This is a genomic window from Alkalibacterium sp. AK22 (genome assembly GCF_000585255.1).
Classification (GTDB): domain Bacteria; phylum Bacillota; class Bacilli; order Lactobacillales; family Carnobacteriaceae_A; genus Alkalibacterium.
This window is the reverse complement of record NZ_JANL01000042.1, coordinates 92,003-104,267: the sequence shown is the minus strand read 5'-3', so window position 1 is coordinate 104,267 and position 12,265 is coordinate 92,003. Positions and strand designations below refer to the sequence as shown.

At 45.0% G+C, this 12,265-nt stretch carries 11 protein-coding genes; 2 read left to right on the top strand and 9 right to left on the bottom strand.

Going from position 1 to position 12,265, the window contains the following annotated elements; all coding sequences use genetic code 11:
* Positions 1–27: 27 nt before the first annotated feature.
* From ADIAL_RS09925 to ADIAL_RS09900, 6 genes are all read right to left on the bottom strand, one after another.
* Positions 28–1,014 carry an ROK family glucokinase gene (locus ADIAL_RS09925; protein WP_034303115.1) on the bottom strand — a complete coding sequence of 329 codons (987 nt, stop codon included), beginning with the start codon at positions 1,012–1,014 and terminating at the stop codon, positions 28–30.
* Positions 1,015–1,056: 42 nt separating this feature from the next.
* Entirely contained in the window at positions 1,057–1,746 is a 690-nt protein-coding gene (locus tag ADIAL_RS09920) for a rhomboid family intramembrane serine protease (protein ID WP_034303113.1), read from the bottom strand.
* 196 nt (positions 1,747–1,942) lie between these two features.
* Positions 1,943–2,200: a hypothetical protein gene (locus ADIAL_RS09915; RefSeq protein ID WP_034303110.1), complete on the bottom strand. Its 258-nt coding sequence runs from the start codon at positions 2,198–2,200 to the stop codon at positions 1,943–1,945.
* A gap of 73 nt (positions 2,201–2,273) precedes the next feature.
* Positions 2,274–2,804 carry a hypothetical protein gene (locus ADIAL_RS09910; protein ID WP_034303108.1) on the bottom strand — a complete coding sequence of 177 codons (531 nt, stop codon included), beginning with the start codon at positions 2,802–2,804 and terminating at the stop codon, positions 2,274–2,276.
* A gap of 19 nt (positions 2,805–2,823) precedes the next feature.
* On the bottom strand, positions 2,824–3,186 hold the full coding sequence (locus tag ADIAL_RS09905; RefSeq protein ID WP_034303106.1) for a hypothetical protein: 363 nt from the start codon (positions 3,184–3,186) through the stop codon (positions 2,824–2,826).
* Between the two features lie 770 nt (positions 3,187–3,956).
* Positions 3,957–5,822 carry a BCCT family transporter gene (locus tag ADIAL_RS09900; protein ID WP_034303104.1) on the bottom strand — a complete coding sequence of 622 codons (1,866 nt, stop codon included), beginning with the start codon at positions 5,820–5,822 and terminating at the stop codon, positions 3,957–3,959.
* Between the two features lie 359 nt (positions 5,823–6,181).
* Between ADIAL_RS09900 and rpmG the strand changes: the two genes are divergently transcribed.
* Complete coding sequence (gene rpmG, locus ADIAL_RS09895; protein WP_034303101.1) at positions 6,182–6,331, top strand: 50S ribosomal protein L33; 150 nt, start codon at positions 6,182–6,184, stop codon at positions 6,329–6,331.
* 177 nt (positions 6,332–6,508) lie between these two features.
* Here the strand turns inward: rpmG and ADIAL_RS09890 are convergent, their stop codons facing one another.
* Entirely contained in the window at positions 6,509–8,674 is a 2,166-nt protein-coding gene (locus tag ADIAL_RS09890; protein ID WP_034303099.1) for a penicillin-binding transpeptidase domain-containing protein, read from the bottom strand.
* Positions 8,675–9,023: 349 nt separating this feature from the next.
* Complete coding sequence (locus ADIAL_RS09885; protein WP_034303097.1) at positions 9,024–9,632, bottom strand: superoxide dismutase; 609 nt, start codon at positions 9,630–9,632, stop codon at positions 9,024–9,026.
* A gap of 226 nt (positions 9,633–9,858) precedes the next feature.
* Here ADIAL_RS09885 and ADIAL_RS09880 point away from each other — a divergent pair, with 226 nt between their 5' ends.
* Entirely contained in the window at positions 9,859–10,647 is a 789-nt protein-coding gene (locus ADIAL_RS09880; RefSeq protein ID WP_034303095.1) for a DUF1189 family protein, read from the top strand.
* Positions 10,648–10,702: 55 nt separating this feature from the next.
* Here ADIAL_RS09880 and ADIAL_RS09875 read toward each other — a convergent pair whose 3' ends face one another.
* The gene (locus tag ADIAL_RS09875) at positions 10,703–12,022 is read right to left on the bottom strand and encodes a DEAD/DEAH box helicase (RefSeq protein WP_034303093.1); all 1,320 of its coding nucleotides are present in this window, start codon (positions 12,020–12,022) and stop codon (positions 10,703–10,705) included.
* Positions 12,023–12,265: the final 243 nt, after the last annotated feature.

The window sequence follows — 12,265 nt, the reverse complement described above, 5'->3', positions numbered from 1 at the left end:
TTATTATTTTACCACAAAAGACGAGTTCTATTCACTTATTTGCTCATATACGGACTCATTCAACACAAGGGAACTTGCTCCAATAACTCCTGCATCATTGCCTAGTTCCGCTAGACGGATATGAGTGGATGTTCTGATTGTTGGAAAGGCGTAAACAGAAAAGCGATCGCGGATTTTTTCAGCCAGAAAATCTCCCGCTTTGGATACTCCTCCACCGATAACAATGGTCGACGGATTCAGCAGATTGGCAATATTCCCGCAGGCCAGTCCAAGATAGTCGCTAATTTCATCTATAACCGAGAGCGCGAAAGCATCTCCCTCTTTAGCCGCATCCATGATGATTTTTGTATCGACCGGCTCTTCAGCCACTATACTGTCTTTCAAGACTGAATCATCAGAGTACGTGCGAGCGCGGTCTTTCGCTACCCTGACGACTCCTGTAGCACTGGCCACTGTTTCCAGACAGCCCTGTTTCCCGCAAGTACAGTCGTATCCACCCCGGTCAACTGTCATGTGCCCGATTTCACCTGCCGCTCCACCTGAACCATGTACAATCTGTCCGTTGACGATTACACCGCCACCGACACCTGTCCCTAGTGTAATGAACACGACATCGGGCTCTTTGTTTCCGGCCCCTATCCATTGTTCACCAAGTGCAGCGACGTTGGCGTCATTATCGATAAAGAATGGAATACCCGTAGCCCCTTCAATTTCTTCTCTTAGGTTCTGAGTTGTCACCCAGTTCAGGTTGTAAGCTCCGATTACCGTACCGTATTCTTTATTGACTGTACCGGGAGAACCCATACCAATACCGATAAAGTCGTCGGATGTGTAGCCATGCTCTGACATATAAGTTTTTAGCGCGTGAATAATCGAAGGAGTGATACATGTTCCCTCTTCTGAAGTATCCGTCACAATACTCCACTTGCTGATAATTTCGCCGTCCGTTGTGACAACAGCAAACTTGACGGTGGTACCACCCAAGTCAATGCCAATGATTTTTCTGTTTTTCAATCGTTTTCCTCCTCCAGTTGGTCAGCCAAGCTGCTCGTTCAATTAAGCAAATCTGGCATAACCGATAATTAAGAACACGAGCACCACACCTACGTAAAGTAAGGCATATTTGAGCTGGTTCTTTTTATTATTATTATAGGTGTTAGGTGTAGACAGGGCATAAGCCAGCAGATAGCCTCCAATCAGACCTCCCACATGTCCGGCCATATCGATGCCGGGACTCAGCAGGCCAAACACCAGGTTCAAAACAATGAGAAGAGAAAAATTTCGCGCCATTGCTCCAATTTGCGGGTTGGTCGGATAGAGCTTACCTAAAACGAGAGTAGAACCGAACAAGCCGAACAATGCCGTGCTGGCTCCTGCAGATATGCTCTGGTTTAAAGCAAAGCTGGCTGCATTCCCGGCCAGTGCACTGAGTACATACAGCAGGAAAAACCGCCAGTGTCCAAAGACCATCTCCAGCTGAATTCCCAAAAAGTACAGAACCAGTCCGTTGAACAGCAAGTGTGTGATTCCGATATGCAAAAACATCGGCGTGAACAGTCTCCACCATTCTCCCATGACAATCAGTTCATTGACTTTGGCTCCCAGTTGAACAAGCACAAACTGATTGGTGCTTCCACCTAAGGCCTCTTGGAGCAAGTACATGAGTCCCGTTATCCCCAGCAGTCCGTATGCAATAAAGGGCTTTCTATTCCATCTTCGCAATTTCATTTTTGTCTGGTAGTTCACTCTTTTAGCTCCCTTAACCTTTAGTTTCAGTATAGCATATTCTTAATCCTCAACCAATTTAGAAAAAAATTATTTAAAGAAAAAACAAAAAGCAGGAGGAAGTGTCACCGTCACTTGGACTGGGTCACGTTCCTCACTGCTTTTTGCATACACACCAATGATCAAAAGTATGCGCTGTTTAGCTCGCTGATCCTATTCAGTGCGTACGGTTATCCTCTACAGGATTATGCTGATCCTGACTGGACACGTCCATATTGCTAAGTTCACTGGTTTCTACTGCAACGATATGGCTGACATTCAGCAGCACGTCTTTGCCGTTTGGCAATGTGTATTTCTGAATTGGGTAGCTACTTGAAGCAGGATTTGAAGTCAGATCCGCCAGTATAGCATCCGGTGTTTTGCTTACTGTATAAGTCTTCCCGTTGGACATAAAGATTACTGCAGTTTCACTCATTATAGTGTCTCCTCGCATATTAAGTTTCTTACTTATATCTTTATGATACCCCAAAGCAGCAGAGAGTGAAAATCTAACGAATGATGGCTTCGATAATCTGATCACGGTTCATATCCGTACGTACCACGTAGGAACCCGGACGAACGCGTCTGATTAGGTCGTTGTCTTCCATATAGTCATTAAAGGCAAAAACATCATCAATCATACCGAATGACTGCAGCTGACTTGCAATCACACTGCTCGGCTGGCCTTCCCCAATCACTACGGTATGCTCGACCGCGTCGTCTCCTTGTGAGTCTTGAGACTCATCAGCTGCTTCTTCCGTCTCATCTGCACGATCCTGATCAGCTTCTGCTGAAGAGGCTTCCTCTTCAATACTGTCATCTAAATCCGCAAAAACACCATATTCACTGGCTAACCGTTCATTTTCCATCTCCAGATCAGCAATCATGCCTTCCAGAAAGTTAATTTCTGCCTCCAGGGTTTCAATCTTTTCTTGATCTGCCGCTTCTGACTGCACAGGTCCCAAAGAATGAATAAGCAGAATCATCAGCCCGGACAGCAGAAAACCTGAGGCAAGGATGCGTATATTCTTTTTAGTCATGATGTTCCTCATTTCTTAATTAAGATTCAATGTGCTCAGTGATATAGTCATTGACGACTTCCTGAACGACACCGTGTGACAGGCTGAGCTGTCGAGCGATTTCTTTGGTCGCTACTCCTTTAGTGAACAGCGTGATCGTATTATCTTTCATCAGACGTGTCATCTGGTCAGACTGCAGCTCTTCATCTTCAAGCGACAGATTAAGTTTAGATTCCAGTGTATGTACGCGCCGGTTCAGATCATAGACTGTTTTTGTCACTGCTAGCGAAAAAGACTCTAGCTCTTTATAGGCCGGTTCTTTCTCTTCTTTTTTAACAAATGAATAGCCAAATAACACAGCAGACATCAGCATAAGCGAACCTGCTATCATCCATATCTCCATAGTTTCCCCTCTTTTCTATATGTATTCAACTATTTAAAATACTATCACATTTACTTGCATATAGGAAGAATGGAATAAGCAAATAAGACCCGAATATATCTGCATGAATGTTAATATCCCGGGCATAATTCAATACGTTATTTTATGACGGTCGCCCTTGGAGGCTCTGTTCCGATTTAAGTTTTCCTGACCAACACTTTGCTTAAACATCCTTCCAGCTCAGAAAAACAGATAGCTGCAACCGTATGCATGTTATGCAAGTGGCGCTGGGGCTGATCTTTCAAATCGTCAGTATCAGGCGTCATCTTCGTTTTGTTATGCCTTGGGTTTCTGAACAAAGTCCAGAATCAGACTAGCCCGGCTCTGGCTTCCTCTTTAGGTTTGAACGCTACGCGCTTAACGGTCCAACTCACTGCCTTCAGCCGCTTTCAGCTAGAGGGCTAGTGCATCTGCGGATCAACTCAGGCGTTTTCCTTGCCGAGTTTGAACGCTGCGTGTTTAGCGGGTCAGCTCATCCTCTTGATTCAGTATGAGTGACTCTGCTTCAGTTTTAGTATGCATATTAAGAAGAGTCTGCATGATTTCACACAGTTTTTACCTTAGAAAGTCCAGGTGAACCTGCATAATTCTTCAACGCTTACAGCATTTTTTCTGTAACAGTCAGTCTTGCATATAAAAAGAAGCCGGGACAGCTGTCCCGGCCTCATCTTTATCGTCTGTTTGTTAAGTGGCACACGTTTAGTATCTGAATCGGATCTGTCAAATATCAATCAGGAATCATGACGTTCTTCCAACAGCCTTTCAGTAACTGCTTCAGCCAGTGCTTTGTCCTGAACTCTTTCCTGTATAACTTCGCCAATAATGTGATCATCCTTGACTTGCTGCAGTCTATCTTTTACTGCACGTTCAATCAGGTATTCTTGTCGGAGTCCCAGGTACAGGGAATAAATCATGACCAGCAGAATAAACGTGAACGGCAGACCTGTAATGATTGAAGCAGTCTGCAAAGCTGTTAAGCCTCCACCGACCAGAAGCGTCGCCGCAACGACCCCTTCCATAATAGCCCAAAAAATTCTCTGTGGCACTGGAGAATCCAGTTTACCTCCGGAAGTCAGGTGGTCAACGACCAGTGACCCTGAGTCAGATGACGTAACAAAGAACACAATGACTAAGACAATTCCAACTACGGACAGCAAAGTTGATAAGGGAAGATTTTCTACCAGTGAAAACAGGGCCAGCGATTCATCGATAGCAACCACACTGCTCAGTTCACCAATACCGTTCAACTCCTGGAACAAGGCTGTTCCGCCAAATACGCTCATCCAGATAAAGCTGACTGCTGTCGGGATAAGAATAACTCCGATGATAAATTCCTTAACTGTTCTTCCTTTGGAGACGCGGGCAATAAACATGCCGACAAAAGGCGACCAGGATATCCACCAGGCCCAGTAGAAGACGGTCCATGCTCCCTGCCAGTTACTATCTCTGAACGTTTCAGTCCAGAAGCTCATCTCAACAAAGTTAGCGATGTAAAAGCCGACATTTTGAGTGAAACCACTCATGATATAGACTGTCGGACCGGCTATCAGAACAAACACTAAAAACACGCCGGCCAGAACCATGTTGATCTCACTCAGACGCTTGACCCCGCCATCTAGACCCATGACTACTGAAATGGTCGCGAAGCCGGTAATGACAGCAATCAAAATGACTTGTACGGTTGTACTGATACTGATACCCAGCAGCTGATTCAAGCCGGCATTGACTTGGGCAACACCTAGCCCTAATGATGTTGCTAATCCCATCAACGTTGCGAGAACCGACAAAATATCGATAACATTTCCCCATAGACCGTATATCTTGTTCCCGATCAAAGGATAAAACAGCGAGCGGATCGTCAAGGGCAGCCCTTTGTTGTACGAGAAAAAGGCCAGTCCCAGTCCAACAATCGCATAGATTGCCCAAGGATGTATTCCCCAGTGGAAAAACGTCGACGCCATGGCTGCCTGAGCAGCTGCTGCCGTATTGGGTTCTACCGTATCAAACATTGGTGATGGCTCACTCAGATGCATGACTGGCTCAGCCACGCTCCAAAACAAAAGGCCAATTCCCATACCGGCACTCAAAAGCATCGAGTACCAAGCAAAGCGAGAAAATTCAGGCTGAGCTTTCGGACCGCCAATGCGGATTGTTCCGTAGCGACTGAAAGCAAAGAACAGAGCAGCAACAATAAAAATAACTGCTGCAAAAATCATGAACCACCCTGTTGTACTGGAAATGATATCCAGTGTACTTTCAAAAAAGGCCTGGGCCTGTTGAGGGAAGATGAGCGTAACTGCTATAAATATAACTAAAATAATAGATGATGTAATGGTTACTTCCGGGTGAATATCAAAGCCGTAGCCTTCCCAGTTTCTTTCTCCGACCTCTTCCCGGCCTTCTTCATCAAAAAGGGATACGGTCGGCTTGATTTGCAGACCTTTAAACTTTTCTCTGTTTTTGATGGCCTCTTTACGGGCGGTTACTTCTTCTTTACGGAGTTTTTTGGCCAGCTGGCGTTCAGACTCCAGACGTCTGTCAAACTCTGTCTCCTCTCTTTTGTGCTTGGTTATTTTTTGTTTCTTTTGATCACTCATAGTCTTCGCTCCTTTCCATATATCAATTTAAACATATTTGTCCATTAAAAGTCTTGTTGAAACGCCCATTTTTTTTAAGACAAGCAAGAAAACAGGAACAGGTCTGTGGAGTATGCAGCGCTGTAAGCTTAGAGCATACGGGTTTTACGATTTATTTTACAAAAAGATGAGCATGCATATCTCAGTAATACATAAAAATTATTTAGATTGGTATTTTTGGAACATAATCTGCTGTTCGTGAACCGTTTATTAAAAAAGATTGGCATTTTATTTTAAAACGTGGTATTCTAGTCAAGGCGAATGGCTAGACACCTATCATGTTTGATAGCCTTCAAAACAGGAATATAGGAGGGACAATCATGCGAGTAAACGTTACTTTAGAATGTACAGACTGTAAAGAACGCAATTATCTGACAGCTAAAAACAAGCGTAACAACACCGAGCGTCTGGAAGTTAAAAAATATTGCCCACGCGAACGTAAAGTTACACTGCACCGAGAAACAAAATAATTACCCTAGAAAAGATGCCTTCGGGTGTCTTTTTTTTTGCACCGATTGCTTTTTTCTAGCACTTGGTTTCAATACATTTTAAACGGACAAAGACGGCTGTCAAACAGGAGTAAACTGTCCGACAGCCGTCTTTTAAAATTTGTGTAAGGAGGAGAAAGCAGGCATTGAAAGAATGCATTATTCTTCGGTTTCTGTTTCTTCTTGTTCACTTTCTTCATTCATTTCTTCTAGCTCGTGAATGTTGTCTGTAGGTTGCGTGTTGCTCTCAAACTCTCCGACTCCAAAGAAGGCATCCAACACTCGTCTGGTTGCGCGCTGACTTTCCTGATTGGTCCGTCCGGATCTAGGCAGATGCGGGACAACGGTAGCTATCGCAATTTCAGGATTATCGAAAGGTGCAAAACCGACATAAGTCGTGTTGATTACTCCCTCTCCGTTTCTGTCTGAGCCTTCACGCCAGAAAGTGGCTTCCGCGGTACCCGTTTTACCTGCTGAAACGTAAGGTGTATTGGCAAAGTGAGACCGTGCTGTTCCGTTGCTGCCGTTAACGGCTGCATAAAAACCTTGATGAACGGTCTCCATCATGCTTTCTTCCACATTGATATGATTTAAGATTCTTGGTTCAATTTCGGTTCTTAAATTACCGACTCCGCCTGTTGAAGGGTCCGTATCTCGTATTTCTGAGACCAGTCTCGGTGCCAGGCGGGTTCCGCCATTGGCAATAGTAGCCACGTACTGGGCTAACTGCATCGGTGTGTAGGTATCGAACTGACCGAAGGAGAAGAATAGCGACTGTCCCGGGTTAACCAGTGGTGCAGCTATTCCTGTTGATTCGTTCGGTAAATCGATGCCTGTAGGTACACCTAGACCAAACTGATTAAAATACATGCGCTGAGTATCCAAAGCTCTTTGAGCATCCATGCTCAAGCCGGATCCCTGAACATGGTCAAACTCCCCTCCCATACGCATGGCTAGCTTGGACATGTAAACGTTGGAGGACCGTTCCAGAGCTGACACTTCATTCATCATCACACTGTTGGCTCCGGTCGGATTAAAGAAGGATCGGATGTCTTGACTGCCCGCCATCCGGATCGGTGTATCAAAAATCTGGTTGTTTGTTTCATCTAAAACTCCGTCCATCGCCGCTGCCAGTATGCTGGCTCCTTTGACGGAGGAGCCCATCTCATAGGCTGCCTGAATTGTTCCTAGGGCATTGTCTCTGACCTGACCGTTTTCATCCACCGTTTTACCCGTCATCGCCAGCACGTCGCCATTTCTCGGGTCCATGGCGACAATATAAATACTGTTGTTCAGACCCTGACGCTCTTGGAGCGAATCGATCGCGATCTGTTCCACTGTTTCCTGGAAATCGATATCAATCGTCAAGATCAGGTTGTCCCCTTTTTGACCGGAATATTTCTCAATCTGGTTGATAATTTCGCCCCTGCTGTTGGTTTCCGTATCCAGCCTTGAACGGGTCCCTCTTAAGACAGACTCGTACTGGGACTCAAGCTGGGTCCGGCCGACCCGGTCATTGCGAGTATAACCCCGGGCCAAGAAAGATCTTACCTGGTCTGAAGGGACGCCTTGTCTTTCCGTACTGACTCGGCCAATGATACTGCGCAACATGTCCCCTTCAGGGAACATTCTAACCCAGTCAGTTCCTGTCCCTACTCCAGGCAGAGAATCCAGGTTTTCACTAACGCGGGCAATTTCGTCTTGAGAAACGTCCTCATTTTTTATATTTACAGTACTTAAGGCGAAGGCCGCATTCATCCGCCTAAAAATCGCTGCGGCAGCCAACTCCCGTCTGGAGAATTCCTCCAGTTCCTCATCCTCTACGTAAGAAATCATGGACTGATAAGCTTCTCCTCCGTCCAGCTGCATATCTTCATCCGACATGCGCTCTCTGATCTCCTCCTGGTTGGTAGCAATAAAGAAATCCTGCAGATCGCGTCTGGTCAAATCTGCCCCGGAATCAACTTCAAAAAATGGTACAGACGGCATTTCAATGAATCCCGCCAAGTCATAGGCCACTTCAGCCATCTGACTGGCCGACACGTTACGGCCTCTTGTATAAGTAATCGTTGCACGGGCTTCATTCCCGACCAGCTTTCTCAAGTTGGCATCGAAAATTTCTCCTCGTGGCACACTTCCAGTGATCGTTGTACGTTCCGTCCGCTGCACTTCAGCTATAAAGTCATCGGCACGAATGATCTGCATGTAGCCCAATCTGAGAATCAGGCTGGCAAACATCAAAAATACTAGAAAAAATAGTAGATTCAAACGGAAAGGGATATGGGATTTATGTTTTTCTGTTCGTTTTTGAGTTGGTTTTTTCACTCAAGTCCCTCCTATATAGGTAAAACTGATCGGTTTACCAGTAGTTTAGTTGATCAGTCATCCAGGCAGTTCAATAATTCAAACTGGCATAAACACTCGTATAAGTTTACCAAATCGTACGCCTAAATACCATATCGCAGCAGGGAATAAATTATGAAAATATATAGAATTCTTATATTTGTCAAGGTTTTAAGCAAAGCCTTTCAAATAAGGACAAATAGACTGATTATTCCCGTAATTGACTCATCCTTGCTCTTGTTTCCACCTGTCTCCAAAGTCTCTGCATAAAAAAAGCGGCCTCCCTGCTTGAAAACAGCAGAAAAGACCACTTTTATAGAAAAGGTTAATGTTACTTGGCAGCCTCGAAACGCTTGGCTACTTCATCCCAGTTTACAAGGTTCCAGAAAGCCTGGATGTAATCCGGGCGCTTGTTCTGGTAGTTCAGATAGTAAGCGTGTTCCCAGACATCTAGTCCTAGAATAGGTGTTTTACCTGAAGTATAGGGTGAATCCTGGTTCAGGGTATCCATTACTTCTAGTTTTCCATCAGAAACAACCAGCCAGGCCCAGCCTGAACCGAATCTGCCAGCTGCCGTTGTATTAAATTTCTCTTTAAAATCGCCAAAACCACCGAATGCGTCATCGATTGCTTTTGCCAGTTCACCTTCCGGTTCGCCTCCCCCATTTGGAGACAGAATTTCCCAGAAAAGAGAGTGGTTGGCGTGTCCGCCACCATTATTTCTTACTGCTGTTTGAATATCTTCAGGTACCGAGTCCAGCTTTTTCATCAAATCGATAATGCTGAGTTCAGCCAGTTCAGGATGATTTTCCAAAGCTGCATTTGTTTTGGATACATAAGCTGCATGGTGCTTCTCATGATGAAGGTGCATGGTCTGTTCATCGATATGAGGTTCTAGAGCATCATAAGCATAAGGTAGATCTGGTAAAGTATATGTCATAATATACATTCCTCCTAGAGCATTTTTTCGTACAATACTATTCTATCACTTATGATGATATTAGCAAATAAAACGCTCATGCTCCTTTGAACTTTTTTCTGCCACTGCGAGTGATAACGTATTCCTGTTAAGCATAAACGGTATTTAACCGAAAGTCTGATTGCTTTTTTTAAAAATTAACTATAAACTGACTCTACGACAACACTACAGACAAGGAAGGGATCCATTGAAAAAATATTTGCAGACAGGATTTTTACATCCACAAAAACTGACCCGTGCTCAACATATGTCAGGCAGACAACTCGCCGGCTATTTTGCTTTACTGGCGTTGATACTGACTTTTTCACTGACTTCACTTCTATCGACGCTGCTAACAGATTTAAACCGGGACGGGCAGGAAATAGCCGGTAATATTCCGCCATTTACCATTGAAGACAGTCGTCTGAACACCCAAGAAGGCCAAGAATCTTTTGTACACCAAACCGATTCCTTTCTATTTTTCTTCGATCCCAATGGAGTAATCCAGGCCGAAGAAATTACTGCGAACCTTGATCGTCTGAACGTGCCGGTCGGTATAGGACTTTTGCAGGAAGACATCTATGTCAATGTAGCAAATCAGACGCTTCCGGTCAGCTATGATCAACTTGAGGGGATCGACGATACCCAGTTTGCCGCTCTGTTCAACCAGTTTGGCCAACTGTCACCACTAGTGCTGCTGGTCATATTTATTATTGCCTATCTCGCTAGCGCTCTGGCTTTAGCGTATGAATGGCTGATTGTCGCGCTGCTCGCTAACTTGCTGTCCTCTTTCCTGCGTCTGCGCTGGCCTTTCAAAAAAAATGCCCGGGTCGCCTTACTCAGCATCAGCGTACCGACACTGATTTTGTCCGCGATAGAGGCTTTCGGCTTTTTCGTCCCTTTTGCTTTTGAACTGAAGCTGGGCTTTGCGGCTTACTTTATTTTCACATCCTACAAGTCCATTGCGCCGAAAAAGAAAAAAAAGCACAGAGATTAGGCACAATAAAACAGGGAGCTACTGCAAACAATTACAGTAGTTCCCTGTTTCTTTTTTATTGGTTACGGTCTTTTAAACGGCGGGCACGCTTGCTCTTTTCTTGCTTGCGGCGCTCAATTTTTCGTTTATAGCCCGGCTTGATGTTTTTCTTGGCTTTCTTTCGCATGCCATGAATTTCCGGATCAAAGGTCTGGTCCTGGTTCTTGTTTTTACGGTGGTCACGGCGGTTACGGTCATAGGAATCCACAACTTCGCCATTCTTGATTTCTTTAGGCTTGAAAACAATGCCTTTTTTCTCGATAATCTCAATATCTTTTTCATCGTCCGGTCCATAAAGGGTAATAGCTGTTCCTGGAAGCTGATTTCGTCCAGTCCGTCCAACCCGGTGGACAAAAAAGTCCAGATCCTGAGGGACTTCCGCGTTGATGACATGAGAAATGCCCTCGATATCGATTCCTCGGGCTGCCAGATCGGTCGCGACAACGTACTGATATTCGAGGTTCTGAATCTGACGCATCACACGACGGCGTTCACGTGAAGAGATCCCCCCATGGACAACCGCCACAGTCAGGCCTTTTTTCTTCAGTGAACGGGCGATATCATCCACATATTCTTTTGTATTGGCAAAAACTAAAGCCATGTAGGGCTGACCAATTGTTAGCAAGTCATGGATCATGTCAATCTTGTTCTTGCCTTTAGTTGAAATCAGCCAGTTGTCGACTGTATCGGCAATGACCTGTTCATTTTCTACTTCGATGATCAGGGGATTGCGCATATATTTTTTAAGGAAAGGCTGCAGCTTTTGCGGGATTGTAGCCGAGAAAACCAGCATCTGACCGTTGGACGGCAGTTTGGACGCAATCTTGTCGACATCTTCCAAAAAGCCCATGTCCAGAGTCATATCTGCTTCGTCTACAACCATAAAGGGCGCCGTATGCGTCAGCAGAGCGTTGTTATTGATCAGATCAAGTAGTCGACCCGGTGTGCCGATAACAACATGGGGCTGCTTGTTTTTCAGTTTCTGCACCTGACGGCTCTTGTCTGTTCCGCCCATGAAGGACTGAACAGTGATTTCTTCTGCAGAATGCTCAGCCAGCTGGGAAGCTGCATTATAGAGCTGTTCAGCCAACTCACGGCTGGGCGCTGTAATTACGATCTGTACTTCCTGTCTGGCCGGGTCCAGTTTGTTAAACAAGGGCAGCAGGAAGGAATGGGTTTTGCCGGATCCTGTCTGAGACTGTCCGATGATGTCTCTTCCTTTTTTAACTTCAGGGATCACCTTGTTCTGGATCTCTGTCGGCTGGTCAAAGCCAATAGCTTCAATGGCCTCGATCAGATAGGGTGATAAATTGAATTTATCAAAAGCGTGTGTCATATTCTATTCCTCTTTTCTTTTCTCTAATGTATTGTACCAAAGCTGTGGCCTTCAAGCCACAGTAAAATAAAGACAGTACACTTTACATATCGGTTTGCCCCCTTCTCTTGGCAAAAAGGTATGCTTCAAAATAGCCAGTGCTCCCCTCCTGACTGGCCAGCACTGGCTTGGCTCAAGGCTTGCAGCTTTTTATACTTCCGACTATGTTGAATCGATCTTCAGACAATAGTGTTGAATGATTCA

Coding starts and splice junctions, on each gene's coding strand:
- ADIAL_RS09915 (WP_034303110.1), bottom strand. CDS start 2,200: ATGAGTGAAACTGCAGTAATCTTTATGTCCAACGGGAAGACTTATACA.
- ADIAL_RS09910 (WP_034303108.1), bottom strand. CDS start 2,804: ATGACTAAAAAGAATATACGCATCCTTGCCTCAGGTTTTCTGCTGTCC.
- ADIAL_RS09905 (WP_034303106.1), bottom strand. CDS start 3,186: ATGGAGATATGGATGATAGCAGGTTCGCTTATGCTGATGTCTGCTGTG.
- ADIAL_RS09900 (WP_034303104.1), bottom strand. CDS start 5,822: ATGAGTGATCAAAAGAAACAAAAAATAACCAAGCACAAAAGAGAGGAG.
- rpmG (WP_034303101.1), top strand. CDS start 6,182: ATGCGAGTAAACGTTACTTTAGAATGTACAGACTGTAAAGAACGCAAT.
- ADIAL_RS09885 (WP_034303097.1), bottom strand. CDS start 9,632: ATGACATATACTTTACCAGATCTACCTTATGCTTATGATGCTCTAGAA.
- ADIAL_RS09875 (WP_034303093.1), bottom strand. CDS start 12,022: ATGACACACGCTTTTGATAAATTCAATTTATCACCCTATCTGATCGAG.